The sequence below is a fragment of the Xanthomonas sp. CFBP 7698 genome, assembly GCF_003600855.1.
Lineage (GTDB): Bacteria > Pseudomonadota > Gammaproteobacteria > Xanthomonadales > Xanthomonadaceae > Xanthomonas > Xanthomonas cannabis.
The window spans coordinates 650,477-674,400 of the sequence record NZ_PRDN01000001.1 but is presented as its reverse complement, the minus strand read 5'-3'; the positions used below and the strand labels follow the sequence as shown (position 1 = coordinate 674,400).

Here is a 23,924-nt window from a genome sequence, read left to right as displayed (position 1 = left end):
CGCGTGCTGCACGCGCACTCTACGCGCCCGCGGGCGCGTGGTCCTCGCAGGTGGTCCGACACAGCGCACCGGCGTTGCAGCACTGCTGGCCGGCGCCGCGGCCGACCACCCATCGCACAGGAGTTTATCGCCTGCCTGCATGGTCGCGCGCGGGCAGGGGGTCTGCCGCCACGCCACCGGGTGGCTGGCGTTGATGGGTAACCAGCAAAAGAGCGTTACGCCGGTGCGTCAGCCGTGCCCGCCGGGTGACACCTGCGTGCTGAGCGATCGCGCGCATTCGGGACGACGCCTGCGGCGTCGTTGCGTCGCTGCCGTGCGCTGCTGTGCGGCTCTCGCGCTGTGGTGGGTGGCCAGCATGTCGCTGGCTTGCCTGGCCGATGCAAACGAGGTGCGCGACCCGCCACCGGTCGCTGCCAACGCGGCGATCGGTGCGCCGCAGTTTCGCGGGTTGGCGCATCCGCTGCCGGACGCCAGCGTGGCGTTTGCGCCGGATGGGCAGCTGGCCCGTATCTACGCTGCCGATCTCGAGCATGGCGCGGGGAAGGCGCCAGGGCAGGATTTCTGGATCGACCGCATGCTGGTGCGCGAGGGCAGCGCCGGTGGCTTCGACGACACCAACAATTGGCTGTTCACGCGCGGCCGCGCGGCCTATCTGACGGCGCATCTGCCGGGGGTACCCGGCTTCGTCGGGCAGGCCGCCTATTGGCATGCCACCGATTACGACGCGTTCTTCCGTATCGAATCCTTCCAAGGCAACTCGCCCGTGCACTGGGCCGAGCGTGCGCAACAGCGGTGGCAGACGCCCAGCTATTTCAGTACCGTGTTTGAAGATGCGGCCGCCGGCGTGCGTATGCATCTGGTCAAGTACATCACTGAGCAGAACGTGGCGGTGGCCAGCATCGTGCTGTCCAGCCTGGATGGTGCCGCGCATACGCTGATGGTGCAGGCGCTGTCGCCGATGGCGCAGCATGCCGACGGCAATGAGTTGACCGGCGCGTTCGATGCTTACAATTCCATCACTACGGTGTTTCCACGCCTGTCCGGCGACGGGTTCCGGGCAGAGGGCCAGCGCCTGCAGCGCGAGGTGGCGGTGCCGGCCACCGGGCAGGCGCCTGCTATCAAACTGCAACTTGGCCTGCTGACCAACGAGCTGCCCGAGGCACGTGCCGACTATCTGCGTATTGCCGCGCAAACCCCGCAGCAGGCCTACCAGCAGCACGTTGCCAGCTATAACCGCTGGTGGGTGGACAACCTGCCGTATCTGGACACGCCCGACGAGAACATCGACAAGAGCCTGTTCTATCGCTGGTGGGTGCTGCGCTTCAATGCGCTCGATGCCGAGGTGCCGGGCAACGACTATCAGTTTCCGGTCGCCATCGAAGGCGTGCTTGGCTACAACAACGCCATCGTGCTGACCACCGGCATGTTTCTGGACGACCTGAAATATCTGCGCAACCCGCTGTATGCCTACGGCAGCTGGCTCAGCGCGGGCGAAACCGCAGGCGGCGGAAAATACACCGACAACCCCGGTTCGCCGGAAAACTGGTCCAACTCGTACGCGCAATACATCACTGCCGCCGCGTGGCGTTCGATGCAGGTGCATGGCGGTCCCACCGCATTGGCGACCAAGCTGGCGCGCTACGGCAGCGGCGATGTGGACGGCGTGCTGGCGGCCTACGACCTCAATCACAATGGCTTGATCGAATACGACTGGGCGGCGATGACCGGCAACGATGCCGATGCCGTGTCGTTCGACTGGGCCAGGCGGCACGGCGAAATCCGCATGGATCGCACCGAAAGCGCGTATGTGTATGCCAACGCGCAGGCGGCGGGGCAGGCCGCTGCGCTGGCCGGCGACACCGCCACGGCGCAGCGCATGCAGGCCACCGCGCAACGCATCCGCACCGCAGTGCTGCAGGTGCTCTGGCAAGACCACAGCGACACCGCCGATTCGGTAGGGCTGCATGGCGATCTGCTCAAGCACCGCCAGGCCAAGGGGCCGCAGCTACCGGTGGACTGGAAGGAAACCAACAACTATTACCCTTTCAGCGTAGGCCTGATGCCCAAGCAGGGCGATGCCGACAACGATCCCAAATACGTTCGCGCATTACGGCTATTCGCCGATGCGGCGCAGTACCCGCTGTTTCCGTTCTACACCGCCAACCAGGTCGACCTGCAGGCGCGCGGCAGCGGTGAGCATGCCGGCAGCAACAACTTTTCCACCATCAATGCCACGGTGGCGTTCCGCCTGTTCGGGCAAGCCTTGCGCGAGTACCCCAGCCCGTATCTTGATGCGCGCAGCTACCGCAAACTGCTGTACTGGAACGCCTGGGCCACCTACATCCAGGGCGACAACCGTTACCCGGATCAGAACGAATTCTGGGCCGAGGGCAGTGCAGGCAATGGCGGGAGCATCGGTTACCGCTCGTGGATTCACCACACCCAACTGGGCGCAACCAACTTCAGCATGATCGAAGATGCAATGGGCCTGCGCCCGCGTAGCGATGCGCAGATCGAGCTGTATCCGATCGATATCGGCTGGGACCATTTTGCCGCCGACAACCTGCGCTACCGCGATCGCAATCTGAGCATCGTGTGGGACAGGGACGGCACCCATTACGGCGGCAAGGTGGGCAAGGGCTACAGCGTGTATCTGGACGGCGAGCTGGCGTTTCGCGTGGACCGGCTCGCACATGTGCTCTACGACCCGGCCAGCGGGCAGGTGCGTGCGCTGCCGGATGCGGTCAATCACAACGGCGGGGTGCGCGTGCTGGACGCGCATCCAGCGCAGCTGGCAGCGATGACGCAGGTCGCGTTCGCTGCGGATTCACGTACCGCGCGCATGCTGGGCAAGGCCGGCGTGGATGTGGCACTGCCACCGGGGCACGGCTGCAATCTGACCGAAGGCGCGCGCGTCACTGCCAGCCACATCAGCGCAGGGTCCGACGCCGCCGCAGCCGTAGACGGCAGCACCGCCAACGCGCCGTTCTGGGGCACGGCAGGGTCGGCGTCGGCCAGCGACTGGATTGCGCTGGATCTGGGCCAAGCCCGCCAGCTGGACCAGGTCGTGCTGTACTTCTATCGCAGCTCATCGCCGGCCGGCGAACAGCATAGCTTCCCGTCGGGAACCATCCCCGGCTACGCCGCACCGTGGATCTACCTGGTGCAATACCAGGACGATGGCGGCCGTTGGAAGACCGTTCCCGGCCAGGTGCGCGACACCGCCTTTGCCAAGGGCAACCGCAACCGCGTGCGCTTCCCGGCGCTGCGCGCGCAGGCGTGGCGCGTGGTGGTGACGCATGCGGGCAGCGCACGCACCGGCATCAAGGAAATCCAGCTGTTCGACAGCGGCTTGCCGCCACCCGCAGCCGCCAACACCAACGCAGCGCCGCAGGTGCAGGCATGGCAGCTGGACGCGCCCGGTGCCGATGGCACGCTGGTCGTGGATGGTCGTGCCGGCGACGACGGCCTGCCCAACGGCACGCTGCAGGTGCGCTGGCGCGTGCAACAGGGCCCGCAGGGCGGCGATGCGGTGTTTGCCGATGCGGCCGCACTGCGCACCGCCGTGCGCTTCACCCGCGCCGGGCGCTACACGCTGCGGCTGCTGGCCGACGATGGCGCAAGTGCAGGGCATGCCGATGTGCAGGTGACTGCGCCGGCCGCGCCCGCGATGCAGAGTATCCCGTTGCAGGCGCTGGCCAGCGTCAGCGCGCAGGTCACCGGCAGGCAGTACAGCGTGCAGGCCTTGCACGATGGCTTCATCCCCGTGGCCGGCAGTACACCCAACGGAGCACGCCGCTGGGGCAGTCTGGGCCGCGAACAACCGGCAACGGTGTGGCTGCAGTATCAGTGGCCGCGGCCGGTGCGTCTGTCGTCGAGCGCGCTGTATTTCTGGAACGACGAACCCGAGGGCGCGGTCGCCGCGCCCGCCGCATGGAAACTGCAGGCACTGCAGGATGGGCGCTGGCAGGACATCGCCGGCAGGCAGGGCTACCCGATTGCCGCTGCCGCTACCGGCGCTGCAAGTACGGCCAGCTTTACACCGCTGGTGACCACCGGTTTGCGTGCGGTGTTGACCACACCAGCCAGCGCCAACGGGCATGCCGCCATCGGCGTGGACGAATGGCTGGCATTGACCGACGTACCCAAGCGGCTGGAGTCGATCGACCTGCGTACTGCCCCCGGCCAGTTGCCGACGCTGCCGCAGGACATCACTGCGTTCTTCGACGATGGCAGCGCGCTGCCGGTGGCGGTGCAGTGGTCCGAACTCCCGCCCGAGCGCTTGCGCAGCGAAGGCACGGTGGAACTGCAAGGGCTGGTGGAAGGCGCCATCCCGATCAGGGCCACCTTGTGGGTGCGCGCCACGCCGCCGGCGCAGATCAACACCGTGCAGGCGCTGCCAGTGGTGATCGCGCAGGCAGGGCGCGCGCCGACGCTGCCGGGGTTTGTCACGGTGCAATACAACGACGGCTCGCGCGAGCGGCTACCGGTGCAGTGGCAGCCGCTCGAGCCTGCGCGCTATGCCCATCCCGGCGAGCTGCATCTCAGCGGCACCGCGCAGGGACATGTCTCGATCGCGCCGGTGGCGGTGTCGCTCACGGTGCAGGTCACGGCGGCCACGCCATGAATGGCCGTGCCATGTACTCCTTCAAGAGCCGCCACTCCGAGCGCTGTCCCGCCAGGCGCCGCAGTCTCGCCTGCGCCGCTGCGCTTGCCTGTGTGTTGCCGCTGGCCAGCGCGCCGGCAGGCGCCATCGATCTGCCCAAGGGCACGCGTTTGCAGGCGCCCGGCAACCCGATCCTGGCCGATGGCAGCATGTATTCGGCCGACCCGGCGCCGCTGGTGGCAGACGGCAAGCTGTACATCATCGCCGGGCGCGATAGCGCTGCGCCTGACCAGAACGCATTCGTCATGCCCGGTTGGCAGCTGTTTGTCAGTAGCGACCCGGCCAACGGGCAGTGGACGCACTACCGGGATTTCCTGCGCCCGCAGCATGTATTCGCCTGGGCCGACAAAGCCCACGCCTACGCCGCACAGATCGTGCGCGGGCCGGATCGGCGCTATTACCTGTATGCGCCGGTGCAACAGCGCAACTCACCCGACCCGGACCCGTTCGCGATCGGCGTGGCGGTCGCCGACAGCCCGCTCGGTCCATGGACCGATGCGCATCCGCAAGGGCCGGTGGTCTCGCAGTCGGTACCGGGCCGCAACGCCATCCAGAACATCGACCCGACCGTGCTGGTCGACGACGACGGGCGCGTGTATCTGTACTGGGGCACCTTTGGTGCGCTGTATGGCGTGGAGCTGCAGCGCGACATGGTGAGCTTCACCGGCACGCCGGTGCGGGTGGACACGCTGCCCGGTTATTTCGAAGCGCCCTGGCTGTTCAAGCGCAACGGCACGTACTACCTGGCGTATGCGGCCAACAACGCCGGCCGCGATTCGGCGTGTACGCCCACGCTGTATCACGCGTGCATCGCCTACGCGAGCGCGCCCAGCGCGCTGGGCCCGTGGAGCTACCGCGGCATCGTGTTGCCGCCGGTATCCTCGACCACCTCGCATCCGGGCATCGTGCTGTTCAATGCGCAGTGGTATCTGGTCTACCACACCGCCGATGCGCAGGGCGGCGGGCATTTTCGCCGCAGCGTGGCGATCGATCGGCTGGACTGGGACGACAGCACGCAACCGGCCAGCATCCGCACGGTCACGCCCACGCGGCGCCCGCAAGCGCCGACGCCACCACAGCGCAATCAGGCGCCCGCCGCCTACGCCACTGCCTCCAACGGGCCGGACATCCCGCCGCAATACTGGATGGCTGCGCTCAACGACGGCATCGTCAAGGCCAACCCGCTGCCACCGCAACTGTGGGGCAGCTGGACGCCGCACAACCCACCGCAGCAATGGCTGCAATACAGCTGGGCGCAACCGGTGACCCTGGAGCGCACGCGGATCGTGTTCTGGGCCGACCAACCGGCCGGTGCCGGCATCGGGGTTGCGCCGCCAGCGCGCTGGCATCTGGAGTACCGCCACGGCGGGCAATGGCAGCCGGTGCAGCCAAAAGGTGTTGAGAGCCCACGCGGCGATCGCGCTGAAACGGTGTCGTTCGTGCCGGTGACAACGCGCTGCGTGCGCATGGTGATGGAGGCCTCCGGCAGCGCAAACGGCTACGCCGCGCTGGCTGTGCAGGAGTGGGAAGTCCTGGCCCCGCAACCACACCGCCTGCCACCCGCCACGGCTGCCGACAGCCGGCGTTGCGATGCCCCTTGAACCAGCTGGCAGTGCGTGGCAGGCAGCCGTCAAGCGAATGCTGAGCGCGCGCAGGCAGCGGAGTGCGCCGTGGCATGCGACTGTTCTGATTCCGAGCACAAGCCGCGCATGCGTGCGAACGCACAGGCTGTGTTTCAGCCACGCTGGCTTGCCCCACGCCCGATACCCGGATATCCCTGATGTACGCAGCCAATGCAGCCGCAGGACCTAGCGACCTGTGGCACCGTCTATCGCGTGTGCCTGCCGCAAAGACGATGGCCAACGGCCCGGCAATCCTCCACCAACACCACGCTGTCCTTTCAAATATCCCCTGAGGTCGCAGTTGCCACATATCCCAACCATGCGCTTGCGCACCATCGCAGCGTGGTGCGTGTCTCTCGCACTCACGCCGATCCTGGCAGGTACGGCGGCGCCCCTGACCGCGGCCACGCCAGCGCAGCACACGCAGGCGATCGGCTTGTCCGATCACTATGCCTCGCTGGTGGATCGGCAACCCACCGTACCGGTGTGGGTCGATGCCGGGCACTTTGTGTATCGGCGTGGTGTGGCGCGCGGCAACCAGGCGCCGGCCATCGAATACCGCATGGTGGAAGCCGCCAGCGGCCGCAACACGCTGGCCTTCGACCACGCGCGGCTTGCCGCCGCATTGGCCCAGGCCGGTGCGCAAGCAATCGACGCAACCCACCTGCGGCTCGAAGACCTCACCCTCGAACAGAAGCGCCTGGGCTTCCAGTTGGGGAAGCTGGGATGGCAGTGCGACCTGGCGCGCTATCGCTGCGCGCATGTGCCCGAACGCGACCTGCCTGCCGAATCGATGGACATGCGCCTGCCGCTCATACAGGGCGAGCAGCAGGCCAAGGTGTCGCCGGATGGCCGTTGGCGCGCCTGGGTGGAGCAGGCCAATCTGGTGATCGCGCCGGTCGGCAGTAGTGAGCGCAGCGTGCTCACCCGCGACGGCAGTGCGCAGGACTACTACGCACTCGACAGTGTGGTGTGGTCGCCGGATTCGCAGCATCTGGCGGCGTATCGGGTCAAGGCGCCACCGCCGCGGATGGTGTATTACATCGAATCCGCACCGCCCGATCAGCTGCAGCCCAAGTTGCACCAACAGGTCTACCCCAAGCCTGGTGACGACCTGCCGGTGATGCAGCCGGTGCTGTTCGACATCGCCACGCACGCGGCGCATCCGGTGGCGATGACCTTGCTGCCCAATGCCTTCACCTTGAGCGAGATGGTCTGGTGGAAGGACAGCCGCGGCTTCACCTTCGAATACAACGCACGCGGGCACCAGCTGTATCGGGTCGTCGAAGTGGACGCCCGCACGGCCGCCGCGCGCACGCTCATCGAAGAAACATCGCCCACCTTCATCGAATACTCCGAACTCAGCGGCGAGCATGAAGACGGCGGCAAGCATGCGCGCCGCGATCTGGCCGACGGTGCGCAGATGGTGTGGGCCTCCGAGCGCGACGGCTGGGAGCATCTGTACCTGTACGACGGCCGCCGCGGCGAGGTGATCCGCCAGATCACCCGCGGCGACTGGGTGGTGCGCAAGCTCGACCGCGTCGACGAAGCCACGGGGCAGGTGTACTTCACCGCCTCCGGTATGCAGCCCGGCGAAGACCCGTACTACCGCCACGCGTATCGCATCGGCCTGGATGGCAGCGGGCTCACCGCATTGACGCCGTTGGCTGCCGATCATGAAGTGCACTATTCACCGGATGGAACGTGGCTGCTTGATCTTTACTCGCGCGTGGACCTGGGCCCGGTACTGGAGCTGCGGCGCAGCGCAGATGGCAGCCTGGCACGCACCGTGGAGCGCACCGATCTGAGTCGCCTGCTGGCAGCCGGCTGGCAAGCGCCGCTGCCGTTCCATAGCACCGGGCGCGATGGCAAGACCGAGATCTGGGGCGTGATCCAGCGCCCGCAGCAGTTCGATCCGCAGCAGCGCTACCGCGTTATCGAAGACATCTACGCAGGCCCGCAGGGCTCGTTCGTGCCGAAGAGTTTCACCACCGCCACGCCGGCACTCACCGGGCTGGGGTTTGCGGTGGCGTCCATCGATGGCATGGGGACCAACAACCGCTCGCGCGCCTTTCACGATGTGGCCTGGCGCAATCTCAAGGACGCCGGCTTGCCGGACCGCATCGCCTGGCATCAAGCCGCCGCGGCGCAGTACCCGTGGTACGACATCGGCGGCGGTGTCGGTGTGTATGGCACCTCCGCCGGCGGGCAGAACGCATTGGCGGCGCTGCTGTTCCATCCGGAGCTTTATGTGGCAGGCGTGGCCAATTCCGGCTGCCACGACAACCGCATGGACAAGATCTGGTGGAACGAGCAGTGGATGGGCTGGCCGGTGGGGCCGTGGTACAGCGAATCGTCGAACGTGGACAACGCCGCGCGCCTGCAAGGGCATCTGCTACTGGTCACCGGCGACATGGACATGAACGTCGACCCGGCCAGCACCTTCCAGGTGGCCGACCGCCTGATCAAGGCCGGCAAGGACTTCGATCTGCTGGTCGTGCCGGGCGGCGATCATGGTGCCGGCGGCACCTACGGCAAGCGCCGTCTGCTGGATTTCTTCCTGCGCTGGATGCAGCAATCACCAACGCCGGAATGGAATCGCGTGTCTGCAACGGTGCCAGCGCAATGACGCAGCCCGTGCACGCAGACGCCGACACCGTGTCGAAGCGATGCGTCCATGCGTCGGGCATGCAAGGTCAACGTTCTGCCGGCTGGTTGGCGACGCACGGCGGCCCCAAGGTCGGTCGCACGACCAACGACGCATTTCGATCAGGTAAGCGCCCGTCACGGCGCGCTTCGTTTTGGAGAGCGAGCCGATGAAAACATCGCACACCCGTGTGCCCCGATGGATGCTTGGCGCCGTCCTGGCCGCATCCCTGCCTGGCCTGGCGTTGGCCGCCGAGACGGTGGGCTGCCAAAGCCTTTCACAGCGCTATCCCTGGGGCAGGGCAGAGCCACTGCGCACCTGGATACCCAACAACACCCAGCCCGACGCCGGAAAGCCGAACAATGCCGGTATCGCCCAGGGCCAGCCCTTCGATGCCAGGTTGGTCATCGCCGTCGGCGAGGCTTCTGCACAGTCGCGGCGTACGGTCCTGCTGGAGTCATCCGATGGCTGTCGCCGGCGATACCAACTCAACTCGTTTGGCGATGCCGACCTGCGCTATGTCGCCAACCTGGCCAAGGCACACCCGGTGCGCAAGGACACGCGCAGCTATGCCACCGCGCCCGCACCCGACACCATCACGCCGGCAATGCTGGTAAATGGCTCGGCGAAGAAATACGAGACACAGCATTTTGTATTCTGGTACGGCGTCGATCGCAAAGGTGAGAGCTACCGCGATGTGGCCAGCCGGGGGATCGCCTGGGACGATTTCGTGACGCAAAGTGCGGCGTGGCTGGAGCGGGTCTGGGAGATGAATGCACAGGTGCTCAACGCGCCGATGCCGTATGCCGACGCCGCCCAGCCAAAGCGCATCAATGTGTACCTGTGCGCCACCGGGTTGCCCTATGTGCAAGGCGGCGATCTCACCGACTGTGGCGCAGCCGGTGGTCAATCCATGGGTGTCACGGCCTGGGCGCTGGGCTATGGGTCATTTTCGATGGCGCATGAATTCATCCATGTGATCCAGTATTACAGCGGCGGCTATCGCAACCTGCAGGCGGCGGGGTGGTTCTGGGAAACCAACGCCAACTGGAGCGCCTACCAGACCACGCGCATGGACGATCAGTGGCTGTCGTACTACTACTCGAATCTGGAAAACGGCCCGTTCTTTCCGCAAAGCCGTTACGGCGCGCACCCGTTTCTGATGTATCTGGACGAGAACGATGCCACCCGGCCGTTGGTCTGGAACATGTGGTTGAAGAATCAGCGCAACCCCGCAGGCGACACGCTGGAAACGCCGGTACAGACGCTGGTGCGTCTGGGGCAGCAAGGCGGGCAGTTTCCGAACGGATACCGCTCGTTCGCGGAGATGGTGGGGCGTTATGGCGCACGTCTGGCAGCGTTCGACTTCGCAAGCCAGAAGGCAATGCTCGATATCGGCAACGGTAATGCCGCCGGCAAGCGATATGTCCCGCTCAAGCCGTTGGCCATGCGCGGCAGTTACGCGTCGTCGCCGGAGCGCCCGCTGAATATCTACGGCACGCATGTGATTCCGCTCACGCCGGACGCCGCTGCAACGTCGATTGCGGTCAGCTTGAAGGGCAGGACCACTGCCGATCAGGCATCGTGGCGGTTTACCGTGCTGGCACTGGATGCCCAGTCGCATCCGCACTATGCGCCGCTGGCCGCCGTGGAAGGCACTGCTTCTGCCACCGTCACGTTTCCGCTGCAGGCCGCAAGCGGCACCAGCTACTTCCTGGTCGTGACCGCAACGCCGTATCGTTACTCGGTGGTGCCCACCGGGGAAGAACAACTGGCCGGCAAGAGGGCAACCACGTTTCCATACGAGGTCGCCATCCAGGGCGCAACGCCGTTGGTAGGCCCCGCTGCGACCTGTTACGCCTACAAAGGCAGCGGTGGCCTGGATCGAAACTGGAACACCAACGGCCACAACTTCGAGCCGCAACCCTGTCGATGAGGTGACCGCGCGTGTTCGCTGCTGACTGTGCGGCCACGCTTGTGCCGGCAATCGCGCGCAAGCAGTAGAGCACGCTGGGTGTGCTGGCACCTTGCAGAAACCATGCTGTTTTCCGCATGTGCTGTCGCCAAATGCGACAAGACGTGGCGCGTGCGCACGGGCACATTGTGACCAGCTGATGAAACTGGAGCGCATGGGCGCCTTCAGTGCGGAATCAAATTCTTCCTGACAACACGCGTTGCAGCGCAGTCTTTCGATCGCCTGTGCCGCAGGTTGTCTGCGTGTCTGCAATACGGGCCTGAGCAGCGGTTTCGTTGCGTCATGCGTCTGCCAATCACCTCGACCTGCGCCGCTGTACGCCGGCACGGGCGTGTGTTGTCCATCGTTCGCCTGCTGTACGACTCAGGAGCCTTGCATGCCGATGTTGCCGTTGCCTCTCTCCCGCACCTGCGGCGCCACCGTGCGGCCATTGCCGAGCGTGCTCACCACCGCGTTGCTGCTGGCGTTGTCGGCAGCTGCGGTCGCGCCGGTGTCTGCACAGCAGGCGACTGCGGGCGAAGCGACGCAGACCCTGGACAGCGTGGTGGTCACCGGCTCGCGCCTGCGCCGCGTGGATACCGAAACCGCCAACCCGGTCGTCACCGTCAGCCAGGAACAGATCGCCGCCACCGGCAAGGCGACGGTCGGCGATCTGTTGCAGGAGCTGCCCTCCATCGCCGGCAACGCCACCAATCCGTATACCAACAACGGCGGCGGCACCGGTGCATCCGCCATTTCGCTGCGCGGCCTGGGCGACAAACGCACGCTGGTGCTGGTCAACGGCATCCGGCTGGCCTACAACGACGTCAACGCCATTCCGTCCAGCATGATCGAGCGGATCGAAGTGCTCAGCGACGGTGCGTCTGCGGTGTACGGTTCCGATGCGATCGGTGGCGTGGTCAATTTCATCCTGCGCACGCGCTTCGACGGCGTGCAGTTCAGCAGCGACTTCGGCACCAGCAGCGAAGGCGATGGCAACCGCCGCAACTTCACCCTGACCACCGGCAAGACCTGGGAGCGCGGCAGCCTGATCGGCGGCTTGTCATATCACAACATCGACCCGGTGTCGGCAGCGGCGCGCGATTACTCCAGGGACGCGCTCGCCTTGACCAATGGCCAACCGGTGAAGCAGGGCTCGTCCGCCACGCCCACCGGCACGGTCAACTTCAACGATGGCTCGGAGCAATCGCTGCTGCTCGCCCAGTCCAATGGCTGCGGGCGCGTCACCCTCAACAGCGGCGTCAGCGGGCGCGCCGGCCCGGGCGATTTCCATTGCTACAGCGCCAGCGCAGACTCCTACAACTACCAGCCGTTCAACCTGCTGCAAACGCCGCAAAAGCGCACCAATGCCTTCCTGCTGGGCACTTATCGCTTCAGCGACAGCGTCGAGGGCTACGTCAATACCTGGTTCAGTAAAACCGAATCGGCCTCGATCATTGCGCCGATTCCGATCTTCTCCAACGGCGACAACATCCTGGTATCGGCGCAGAGTTACTACAACCCGTTCGGCGTGAACTTCGGCACCGACCGCACCACCGGCACCTCCTACAACGACCTCAACACGCGCGCCACCGTGCTGGGCAATCGCAGCTACCAATACGACACCTACAACTTCCAGATCAGCCCCGGCCTGCGCGGCCGCTTCGGCGACAGCTCCTGGCAATGGGATGCCACCTTCAACTACGGCAAGGTCAAGCAGAAGTCGATCAACAACGGCTTTCTCGACTATGCCGCGTTCAATCAGGCCATCGGCCCGTCGTTCCTGGACAGCGATGGTGTGGTGAAGTGCGGCAGCGCCGGCGCAGCGGTTGCGGGTTGCACGCCGCTGAATTTCTTCAACCTCAACGACAGCGCCAACCTTGCGACCCTGCAAGGCATGGTGGTCAATCCCATCGTCACCAGCGTGTACACGGTCAAGCAGTTCGAGGCCAATGCCAACGGCACCCTGTTCGACCTGCCTGCCGGCGCGGCCAGCCTGGCGGCCGGCATTTCCTACCGTAAGGAGCGCTCCACCACGGCCTCGGACCCGCTATGGACCGGCGATGAAAACGGCCTGTGCGGGGTGATCGAGTTCTGCTCGTCCACCCTGAGCGGCAGTTTCGATGTCAAGGAAGCCTATGCCGAAGCGCTGTTCCCGCTGCTCAAGGATCTGCCCGGCATCAACGCGTTGAACGTCACCGTGGGTACGCGTTTTTCCGACTACAGCTCGGTGGGCAGCAAGACCAACAGCAAGCTGTCGCTGGAATACCGCCCGATCGAAAACCTGCTGCTGCGCGGCACCGTGTCGCAGGTGTTCCGCGCGCCCAACATCAACGAACTGTATGCCGGCGTGGCCGGCGATGCGGCGACCGTCAATGACCCCTGCAATGGCTACACCGGTGGCAACACCGTGGCCTGCGCCAACGTGCCCACCGATGGCAGCTACCAGCAATCGGACGGGCAGGTGTCGGGCAAGGTGTCCGGTGCGGCGGTGGCGGGCTACCAGCTCAAGCCGGAAACCGGCAAGTCGTACGATGTGGGGTTCGTGTATGACCCGCAATGGATCGATGGCCTGTCGCTGAGCGCGGACTGGTGGCGCATCGACCTGGAAGACACCATCACCACGGTGTCCGCGCAGACCGTGCTCAATCAATGCTTCGCCAATCCGGCCAGCGCGTTCTGCCCGCTGATCCGTCGCAACGGCAACGGCACCATCAATTACATCGCTGAACCCACCGTCAACCTGGGCAAGCTCTGGGCCAAGGGCATGGACTTCAACCTGACCTATCGCTTGCCGACAACTGCCTGGGGCAATGTCACTGCCGGCCTCAACGGCACCTATCTCACCCGTTACGACGTGCTGCCCGACACCACCGACCCCAGCTCGGTCACCATCCACAACGTGGGCCGCTACACCCAGGCCTACGGCAACTTCCCGCGCTGGCGCGCACTGGGCACGCTGAGCTGGGCGCTGGACGACTGGAGCGCCACCTGGCGCATCCGCTATGTGGGGCACACCGCCATCGGCAATGCGGATCCGGATCAGAGCCTGTCGGCCGACTCCAGCGAGCCGATGGTGGTGCGCAAGATCGGTGCCTACGTCTACAACAACGTGCAGCTTGGCTACAACGTGGAGCCGTGGCACACGCGCTTTGAAGTGGGCGTGGATAACATCGCCAACAAGCAGCCGCCGCTGTATTACTCCAACAACGTGGGCAATGCGAACACCGATGTGGCGACCTATGATTTGCTGGGTCGGTTCTATTGGGCGCGCGCGACGGTGAAGTTTTGAGTGCGGCGGTGTCGTCGCTATGGAGTGTGTCCTGGGCTAATTGGTCGCGTGAGTCACACCTGTGCAGGCGCGAGTAGTTGCGCGGCTGCACAGCCCTTTGTTGCAATGGTGCGCGCAGTCCGTGCGTGCCGACAGGAGCTAAGCTGAGCCCATGACGGAGATGCCTGCGAGTGAATCGACCGACGCCCACGCACCGAATGTGTCGCGGCGGCGTTTTCTGGCCTGGAGCAGCCTGGCGGTTGCGGCGGGCTTCCTGCGGTTTCCGGCCCAGGCCAGCGCTGCGCAGCCGGGCAGCGTGCGCGCGGTGCCGCTGGCCCAGGTCAGGCTCACGCCATCGTTGTTTCTGGATGCGCTCAATACCAACCGCCGTTATCTGATGCGCCTGCAGCCGGACCGCCTGCTGCACAACTTCGTGCTGTACGCCGGCCTCGATCCCAAGGCGCCGGCCTATGGCGGCTGGGAAGCGGACACCATCGCCGGGCACACGCTCGGCCACTATCTCAGCGCACTGGCGCTGATGCATGCGCAGACCGGCGATGCGCAATGCCGCACGCGCGCGGCCTACATCGTCAGCGAACTGGCCCGCTGCCAGACGCATGCCGGCGATGGCTACGTGGCCGGCTTCACCCGCAAGAACCCGGCAGGGCAGATCGAAAGCGGGCGTGCGGTCTTCGACGAACTCAAGCGCGGCAAGATCGACCCGGCGCCGTTCTATCTCAACGGTAGCTGGGCGCCGCTGTACACCTGGCACAAGCTGTTCGCCGGTTTGCTCGATGTGCACGCGCATTGCGACAACGCGCAAGCGCTACAGGTGGCAGTCGGTCTGGCCGGGTATCTGCAGGGCATCTTCTCCGCGCTCGACGACGCGCAATTGCAGAAAGTGTTGTCGTGCGAATTCGGCGGCCTCAACGAATCGTTCGTCGAACTGCATGTGCAAACTGGCGACGCGCAATGGCTGGCGCTGGCGCAGCGCCTGCATCACCACACCGTGCTCGACCCACTCATCGCCCAGCGCGACGAATTGGTGCACCAGCATTCCAATACCAACATCCCCAAGCTGATCGGCCTGGCACGCGAGTACGAAGTGACCGGCGATGCCGCGTCCGGCGCCGCAGCCCGCTTCTTCTGGCATACCGTCACCGACCACCACACCTACGTAATCGGCGGCAACGGCGACCGCGAATATTTCCAGCAGCCGGACAGTATCTCGAAGTTCCTCACCGAGCAGACCTGCGAGCATTGCGCCAGCTACAACATGCTCAAGCTCACCCGGCATCTGTATCAATGGGGGGCGCAGGCCGCGTTCTTCGATTACTACGAACGCACCTTGCTCAACCACGTGATGGCGCAGCAGCATCCGCGCACCGGCATGTTCACCTACATGACACCGCTGCTGGCCGGCGAAGCGCGCGGCTGGTCGTCGCCGTTCGACGATTTCTGGTGTTGCGTCGGCAGCGGCATGGAAGCGCACGCGCAGTTCGGCGACTCGATCTACTGGGAAGACGGGCAGGGCGTGTATGTCAATCTATATGTGCCTTCCACCGTGCGCGATGCTGCCGGCTTCGCACTGACCTTGCACAGCACGCTGCCCGAACAAGGCCAGGTAGCACTGCGCATCAACGCCGCGCCAGCGGAGGCACGCACGCTGGCTTTGCGCGTGCCCGGCTGGGCCAGCGCGCCCACGCTGCAGGTCAACGGTGAGCTGCAAACCCTGCAGCCGGTGGACAGCTACCTGCGCATCACCCGGGCGTGGAAGGCCGGCGACAATGTGTCCCTGCAGCTGGACATGCCGTTGCGCCTGGAACCCACGGCGGACGACCCGGCGTGGGTGACGCTCATGCGCGGCCCGCTGGTGCTCGCCGCCGATCTTGGCGACGCCGCAAAGCCCTGGAGCACCAAGACCCCCGCACTGGTGGGCGGCGATGAGGTACTGCAACGCCTGCAGCCACTGCCGGCACACGGCCATTACGCATATGCCGACGGCGCCCAGCAATGGCATTTCTCGCCGTTCTACGCCCAGTTCGACCGCCGCAGCGCGGTGTACCTGGAACACCGCGACGCCGCCGCCTGGCAGCAACGCCAGGCCGAACAGGCCGCCGACGCGCAACAGCAAAAAGCCCTGGATAGACGCGCGCTCGACCACGTTGCGCTTGGCGACGACACCTCCGAAAAAGCCCACGCACTCACCAGCGAAAGCTCTTATGCACTGAGCTACCGCCGCCGCGCCGGCCGCGACGCCCGCACCGGCGGCTTCATCGCCTTCACCGTGCGCAACACCACCCAGGCCCGCATCCTGCGCCTGCGCTACTGGGGAGACGAAACCCGCCGCCGCTTCCGCCTCCTCGCCGACGGCGAACTCATCGCCAACGAACGCCTCGACGGCAACCGCGGCCTGGATTTCGTCGACGTGGACTACGCCTTACCCGCAGCGGTAGCAGGTCGCGCCACCCTGCAGATCCGCATCGAACCGGAAACCGGTTATTCGGCAGGGCCGGCGTTTGGGTGTTGGGTGTTGGAGTCGGCGTGAGAGCTATAGTGAGCTCATATCGATAGCAGGGCGAGGCATCCTGCGATGTATTGAGAGAGTAGATCGCCAAAAACTGAACCGATCCCGCAGCGGCGCAAAAAAATCTCAACGAGAAAATTTAGCTGCACTCCCCTCTTTTTCAAAGAAGGGGGAGGTCGGACTATCATTATTTTTTTTACATAAAAAAATAATTTTCTAATCATCAATGTTTTTTTTGAAATTTATGTCGTTATTGAACTGCATAACAATGGCGTCATTTTCCAGGCATATACAAAAAAATACTGAATCTGAGCTTTTGGGTTCAGGGGTTGCAGTTAGTTTTATGACTTGGTTAACTTCATTTCCACTTACCGCGATTGAAATTTCGTCCATAACGCGAAATGAAAAGTAATTTTGGAGATTAGTGATTTCTTCGGTATTTCCGTAGCGAAAGTCCCGAACGAGGAAAGGTCTGATTTCGACTTCAAGGTCGCGAAGGGCGTGTTGAAAGATTTGAATTTTGGAAAATTCAAGATCGGGAAGCCAGCTAAAGTGGTTTCTTATGGCGGCTTCAAAAGATTTTTCATTTTTCAGTGGGGCGATAAATGCATAGGCAGAATAATCTCTGATATCACCGCTATACGCCGCGAGCCCTGAAAGGAATCCATCCAGCCTCGAAACGCTTTTTTCCATGTCTAATTCACGCATGTCTCTTATCCTGGGCAATTGTCGCCACAAATATTCCTATACGACGATTCAAGTTTTGCAAGTGCTGCTGATAACATTGCAATTCGTGTTAAGTGTCCCTTATAACTTGCTGATCGCGGATTTAAGTCAGTCCGCCTCCAAGAAATTTGTGCCCGCAACACTCGAATTGCATGAGCGAGCTTTCTGCATGCTTCATCACCGCCAAATGGATCTGGCATAAAGTAAAGAGCCGCGGTTTCTTGGTAATGGTCATAGGGTGCTGGACCAGCGGCGAGTCCACTTTCAGATAGCGCTCCTAGCTGCTCATCTAACCAATTTCCAGCAGATTGTGCTGCTCTTTGACATGCACCCGTGACATAGCAGGTGCCAACTGCCACAGTCGCTCCCACAATCGCACAACCACCCCAGCCAATTCCAGGTATTAAACATGCGCCAGCAGCAACTGGATTTTGGCCAGTTGGATCCATCAGAGTCAAAGGTTGCCCACCAACATAAGCATAAGTGTTGATGCCACCATCAAGCCCAATCGGATCACTTTGCCCATACCGCCCGGTAGCAGCGTCGTAATCCCGGAAGTAGTTCTGATTCAACCCACTCGCCGCATCGTACCGCTGCCCTGGGAAGCGCATATCCAACATCAGCGCTGCACCATCTCCATCAGGATCCTGATTCGGGGCGGTGTTACCGAAGGCCTCGCCCTTCAAGCTCCACGTCCACACCGCTACATCGCGGGTTGGGTCGATCAGCACGCGTGGGCTGCCCAGGTGGTCGGGTTCGATGTAGTGCAGCTTGTTGGCGTTGGCCAGCAGGCCGACCGGGAGGTCGTCCAGCCAGATCGCTTGCTGCTTGGGCGCGCCATTGGTGTCGTAGTCGCCCAGCCAGTGGCCGGCTTCATCGTAGAGCGTGTGGTGTTGGTGGTGCCGAGGAAGCGGCGCACCTGCTCGCCTTTACCGTTGTAGCGGTAGTTCATGGTGACCGCGCCGGCGCGGCGGGCCTGGGTCATGCGGCCGGTGGTGTCGTAGGTGTATTGGCGCGCGTTGCCGCCGATGGCAGTGGTGTTGCCGGTGGCATCGTAACTGCGGGCCACGCCGGCCACGGCACTGAGGCGATGGCTGTCGGCCGGGTAGGTGTAGGCCTGCGTGGCCGTGCCGACCTTGGCGCTGAGGCGGTTGCCAGTGGCATCGTAGCTGTAGCCGTCGATCAGCGTGCCGGTGCGGCCATCCTTGAGCCCAGTCAGGCGGCCCAGGGCGTCGTAGCCCAGGCCGATCTCTGGCGTGGGGTTGCCGACGGGCGTCAATGCGGTGAGGTTGCCGGCCGGGTCGAAGCCGAAGCCCACGTCCAGCCCGCCCGGGCGGGTGTCTTGGATCGCTTGCGGATTGCCCAGCAGTCCCTGCCGGCTGCCCCCGGCAGGGGGCACGCCAACTTCGGGTACCTGACTCTGGCTGCTGCGCACGTGTGTCGGCCTCAGTCTTCTGTTTCTGTTATCTGCCAGACCGTTCCGTCTTTGTTGTACCAAATATATCTTCCACTCCTCTTTCCGTGTTTGAAGATTCCTTCTTCTTTTAGGGTTCCATTTTCCCACCAGCTGCGATAATGACCATGCAGCTCGCCGTTTTCGTATTGGCTTTCACAGTTGAGATTTCCGCCTTCACCCCATGTCCTGCTTAAACCATGAGCTTTTCCATTTTTGAAATTCGCGTCGCTAAGCAGCATCCCCTGGGAATTCCATATTCTCAGGTAGCCATTCAGGACGTCATTGATGTATTCGCCTTCCTCGATGAGGTTGCCTTGTGCGTCGTGACGCCGATTTATCTCATTTTTCATATATTTTCTGTATTACCGTGGATAATCACGAGAAGGAGACCACTCAGGGGGCTCGTTGGGATCAGGCGTGCCTCCATTACTCGTGCAGAGTTGGAATCTATATCTTGCACGGTCACGACATGCATGAACCCATCTCGCCCCAAGACTTCCCCATATTACGCATTTACTCGTTTCTTCTTGCCAGCGGTTATAGCATCTATCTGGGTCATCCCCACAGACCTTTCCAGCGATCGCAATTGAGTTGCTGATCAGTTGGCCTAGGGGGAATTGGGGTGAATTGACCATCGGTGAGGCCAAAATCCCGCCCAGTATCTGTTCTGCAGAAGGGCCGGGTGGATATGCTGGCTGTCCATTAGACCCATAGTTGTTCGGGTTATCCGGATTGTTGTACCCACCTGGGAAGCCGCCCAGACCTGGTTGCGGCAGAGGTCTCACCCTTTGAAGCCCATAGGGGTCAATTGATGTCATCGGGGCGGATTCGACATAAGTAAAGGTGGATAAACCACCAGTGAGTCCAATCGGATCACTCTGCCCATACCGCCCGGTAGTAGGGTCATAGTCCCGGAAGTAGTTCTGATTCAGCCCACTCGCCGCATCGTAACGCTGCCCGGGGAAACGCATATCCAGCACCAGCGCCGCACCATCCCCATCCGGATCCTGATTTGGCGCGGTGTTGCCGAAGGCTTCGCCCTTCAAGCTCCATGCCCACACCGCCACATCGCGACTTGGGTCGATCACCACGCGTGGGCTGCCCAGGTGGTCGGGTTCGATGTAGTGCAGCTTGTTGGCGTTGGCCAGCAGGCCGACCGGGAGGTCGTCTAGCCAGATGGCCTGCTGCTTGGGTGCGCCGTTGTTGTCGTAGTCGCCTAGCCAGTGGCCGGCCTCATCGTAGAGCGTGTAGGTGTTGGTGGTGCCGAGGAAGCGGCGGACCTGCTCGCCACGACCGTTGTAGCGATAGTTCATGGTTACCGCGCCGGCGCGGCGGGCCTGGGTCATGCGGCCGGTGGTGTCGTAGGTGTATTGGCGCGCGCTGCCGCCGATGGCAGTGGTGTTGCCGGTGGCATCGTAACTGCGGGCCACGCCGGCCACGGCACTGAGGCGATGGCTGTCGGCCGGGTAGGTGTAGGCCTGCGTGGCCGTGCCGACCTTGGCGCTGAGGCGGTTGCCAGTGGCATCGTAGCTGTAGCCGTCGATCAGCGTGCCGGTGCGGCCATCCTTGAGCCCAGTCAGGCGGCCCAGGGTGTCGTAGCCCAGGCCGATCTCCGGCGTGGGATTGCCGGCGGGCGTCAGCGCCGTGAGGTTGCCGGCCGGGTCGAAGCCGAAGCCCACTTCCAGCCCGCCCGGGCGGGTGTCCTGGATCGCCTGCGGGCGGTAGTCCAGATCGTACTGGCGGGCGAGGGTGCGGCCGTTGCCGTAAGTCCAGCCGGCGGCCGGGCCGAACGGGTAGTAGCTGGCATTGCCCAGCAATACCTGACGACTGCCGCCGGCCGGCGTCACGCCGACCTCGGTGGTCTGGCCTTGCGCGTTACGCACGTAATCGACCACCGCGCCATCGGGATAGGTCATGCGCCGCAACTGGCCGCCGACGGTGTAGTCGTAGCGCAGCACCAGTGCCTGCGCATTGGTGGTCTGCACCTTGCGGACCAGATCGCCGAAGCGGTTGTAGCAGTACTGCGTGATCGCGCCGCCGTCCTGCATGCGGGTCAGGCGACCGATGGAGAAGGTCTCCCGGCTGGCACAGGCCGTCTGCGTGACGTCATAGGTATACGTGACGTTGAGGCTGGTGGTGGGGTAGGTGACCTTGGTCAGGCGATTGAGCGCGTCATAGGCGTAGGCGGTGGTGTTGCCGCGCGCATCTGTCTGGGTGGCGCGGTTGCCGGCGCTGTCGTAGGTGTAGCTGGTGACGCCGGTGTCCGGGCTGGTGAGCTTCACCAGATCGCCGAAGCCGTTGTACTCGTATCTGGTGTCCAGGCCCTTGGGGTCGGTGACCTTGGTGAGGTTATCCAGCGCGTCGTAGTCGAATGTGGTGTCGGCCTTGATGCCAGCGACATCCTGCAGCGTGCGCGATAGGCGGTTGAGCGGGTCGTACTCGCTCTGTGTCGCAGTAGCCAGCGCGTCGGTCACCTTGGTGGCGTTGCCGTTGGCGTCGTACTCAAAGTCAGTAGGGTCGCTGCCTGCGGTGGCCTGCGTCTTGAGCTGACCAAGCTGGTTGTAAACGCGCGAGAGCGTGCGCTTCAAGGTGCCCGAGGCATCGGTGGTGTCTTCCTTGACGCGATTGCCGGCGTTGTCCAACGTGTAGTGGGTGGTGTTGCCCACGTTGTCGGTGATGTCGGTCAGCCGATGCGCCGTATCGTAGGTGAAGGCAGTGAACGCGCCATCGGGCTGGGTGACCTGCTTGACCAGGCCAGTCGGCCAGTAGTCGATGCGGGTGATGCGGTCATCGGCCTCGCTGGATGCATCGGCGCCACGCACTTTGCTGGCCGTCAGCCAACCGCGCGGGTGGTAGGTGTAGTCGGTGACGATGCCGTTGGCGTCCTTGATGGATAGCGGACGGCCTGCGCCGTCGTAGGCGAGGTATTCGGTGACTTGGCCTAGGGCGTTGGTGACTTTCCATAGGTCGCCTTTGCGGTGCAAGCAAAAGGAAGAGCTAGATCCGCACTCCGCGCTATCAGCCATGTAGTAACGATAAGTCACGGCATCTACAGCGCCCGGTTTCGCTCCATCCACCAGCGTTAGCAGGCCCTGCAAAGGGCAGATGCCTGCGTTTACATCTTCCTGCTCACAGTAGACCTGATCAGTCGTACGAGCAATATTATCGATCAGGTTCGTGCGCGATGTTGTAACCAGCTGCCCGCGAACGTTGTATGTAAAATTTATCCTTAGCCTTACGCCATCCTGAGGGCTTGAAGTTTCTTGCTGAAGTGGCATCCTTAGGCTCGTATCCCATGTAGTCTGAATGACACGCTGTCCTTTGCCTGTTGCGCCGATTGCTTCAGATCTGCGCATAACCAGACCATCCGGACTGTAGTCCCAATCAGTGGTGGCTCCATTCAAGTCGGTTTCGATGTCGGGATAACCATTGCTATCGTATGTGCGACTAGCGAAGATTTTTCCGTTACATGTAGGGCAGGGGCCTGTAAAGCTGGCGGCTTTGGCTCGACCATGCATGAGTACGGGCGCAGCGACCACTTGGTTTCCTGCAGAATCTTTTAGTGTCGTGCCGTTCGATGCATAAGAAAGCGTAGTTTCGTCAATGCTGCCTGCTACATCGCCATGCACGCTGCGAGTCACCCGGCCAAGGGGGTCGTACTCCCAGCTGGCATACAGTGCGTTTGCTTCATCATAATGTTGGGTCAATACACTGCCAACATCTAATTCGGAGTAGCCGTATCTGGAAATTAGATGTTGAGCCCCTTGATCATCAGTTAGCCACACTGTTGCAAGGTTTTCTTTGTCATCGTATTGATAATTCAGGCGATTTTTATCGGGGAGGGAGACTGTGGTCAACTTTTCTTGTTGATAGGAAAAGGAGATTCTCCGTCCTGACCTGTCGGTAGCTGATTCTAGAAGCCCGTTCGCATATGATAGAAAAACAGTATTGCCGGTCGGCCATGTGATCTGAATTAAGTGGCCGTCCATGTCGAAATTTTCTACTGTTCTATCAGGTGAATGCAAAATCCAATGGACTCCAGTGGGGCCAGAGTCTGAGATTTCAGTCAGCTGATACGGTACATCTGGGTCTCGCAACCATACACCTGTTCTCTTCTTGAAAACGTAAGAGTCGCCGGAAGATCTATTGACTTTGACGGTAGACGCATCAAGCATATGGATACTTCTTGCGTAGTTGTGTCGCCATCCGTTTCCGAGATCGGCGACTGGGTGTAAGCCAGCTGCACTGCTGTAGTAACGAGTAAACTCGAGGCCACCCAAAAATGATCGGTAATCCACGCTACTTTCTAGCTTGATGCCGGTGAAAATATTTACGGGGTTGGCTGCAGTCACCGGGCCGCCCACAGTGCAACAATTATTTTTAGCTGGATCTATGGGTGGTGGGGGTATGCAAACTTTTCCCGAAGGTGACTGAATTCCTTGTGCAGCTCCTGAGAATTCGCACCCTTGATCGCAAGTTATGGATTGGGTTGGAATGTTTGGTGAGCTGCGACTTGGCAATGAGGCGCATGTGGCACCCGGTCTGTAAAATCCAATGCCACAGCCTGTAGTAGGAATCCAGGGTGTCTCTGTTTTGCAAGCTGCCTGATAAATTCCTTCTTGCCCATTCCCATCTATACTTACAAGCCCCTTGAAGTCAGGCCTGTATGCAAGCCAGACATCCGATTGTCTTTTGGCCTCTATGTATGCCTGGCCCTGATTGCATGGGCGGTCAGTATAGGGGAAATTCATTTGTGGACATCGATTATTTAAATCCTGAGAATTCGCGTAATCAATGGATGTGTGGGCCAAAAGGGTCGAAAATAAAATAAAAAACAGCCGGGCGGGCAATTTTTTTATAAGTGCGTTAATCGATTTGATGTGCTCAGCCTTTTTTTTAAGAACTTCCAGCTTTTTTATAAGTTTCACTTGGGGAAATTCCTTTATATCCAAATTTGAATTAATTTTAATAATAATTCTGGCCTTGCACTTGTATTGTGTTTCTTTAAGATGGGGCTTCGGGCTATGCATGAAGCTGCGCCCTGCATCATTCTTG

9 protein-coding genes and 1 pseudogene are annotated in these 23,924 nt (G+C 62.4%); 6 read left to right on the top strand and 4 right to left on the bottom strand.

All coding sequences use genetic code 11. The annotated features are described in order from the left end of the window. Positions 1-355 precede the first annotated feature (355 nt). The 6 genes from XnspCFBP7698_RS02800 to XnspCFBP7698_RS02775 all read left to right on the top strand — a co-directional run bounded on the left by XnspCFBP7698_RS02800 (position 356) and on the right by XnspCFBP7698_RS02775 (position 16,708). On the top strand, positions 356-4,627 hold the full coding sequence (locus XnspCFBP7698_RS02800) for an Ig-like domain-containing protein (protein ID WP_104579736.1): 4,272 nt from the start codon (positions 356-358) through the stop codon (positions 4,625-4,627). Further along, complete coding sequence (locus tag XnspCFBP7698_RS02795; protein WP_233548911.1) at positions 4,624-6,267, top strand: family 43 glycosylhydrolase; 1,644 nt, start codon at positions 4,624-4,626, stop codon at positions 6,265-6,267. The genes XnspCFBP7698_RS02800 and XnspCFBP7698_RS02795 overlap by 4 nt, the downstream gene beginning before the upstream one ends. A 340-nt stretch (positions 6,268-6,607) precedes the next feature. After that, positions 6,608-8,917 carry a S9 family peptidase gene (locus XnspCFBP7698_RS02790; RefSeq protein WP_104579551.1) on the top strand — a complete coding sequence of 770 codons (2,310 nt, stop codon included), beginning with the start codon at positions 6,608-6,610 and terminating at the stop codon, positions 8,915-8,917. Between the two features lie 187 nt (positions 8,918-9,104). Further along, on the top strand, positions 9,105-10,871 hold the full coding sequence (locus tag XnspCFBP7698_RS02785) for a DUF6055 domain-containing protein (RefSeq protein ID WP_233548910.1): 1,767 nt from the start codon (positions 9,105-9,107) through the stop codon (positions 10,869-10,871). A 415-nt stretch (positions 10,872-11,286) separates the two neighbouring features. Continuing rightward, a complete protein-coding gene (locus tag XnspCFBP7698_RS02780) occupies positions 11,287-14,181 on the top strand; it encodes a TonB-dependent receptor (RefSeq protein WP_104579552.1) in 2,895 nt (964 codons plus the stop codon). Positions 14,182-14,332: 151 nt separating this feature from the next. Next, a complete protein-coding gene (locus XnspCFBP7698_RS02775; protein ID WP_104579553.1) occupies positions 14,333-16,708 on the top strand; it encodes a glycoside hydrolase family 127 protein in 2,376 nt (791 codons plus the stop codon). Positions 16,709-16,903: 195 nt separating this feature from the next. Here the strand turns inward: XnspCFBP7698_RS02775 and XnspCFBP7698_RS21285 are convergent, their stop codons facing one another. The 4 genes and pseudogenes from XnspCFBP7698_RS21285 to XnspCFBP7698_RS21695 all read right to left on the bottom strand — a co-directional run bounded on the left by XnspCFBP7698_RS21285 (position 16,904) and on the right by XnspCFBP7698_RS21695 (position 23,899). Further along, positions 16,904-17,395: a hypothetical protein gene (locus tag XnspCFBP7698_RS21285; RefSeq protein ID WP_146093160.1), complete on the bottom strand. Its 492-nt coding sequence runs from the start codon at positions 17,393-17,395 to the stop codon at positions 16,904-16,906. Positions 17,396-17,400: 5 nt separating this feature from the next. Then, a pseudogene (locus tag XnspCFBP7698_RS02765) lies at positions 17,401-18,851 on the bottom strand (RHS repeat-associated core domain-containing protein); the annotation flags it as partial. 8 nt (positions 18,852-18,859) lie between these two features. Beyond that, a complete protein-coding gene (locus tag XnspCFBP7698_RS02760; protein ID WP_104579555.1) occupies positions 18,860-19,219 on the bottom strand; it encodes a hypothetical protein in 360 nt (119 codons plus the stop codon). Between the two features lie 12 nt (positions 19,220-19,231). After that, on the bottom strand, positions 19,232-23,899 hold the full coding sequence (locus XnspCFBP7698_RS21695; RefSeq protein WP_233548909.1) for an RHS repeat-associated core domain-containing protein: 4,668 nt from the start codon (positions 23,897-23,899) through the stop codon (positions 19,232-19,234). Positions 23,900-23,924 lie beyond the last annotated feature (25 nt).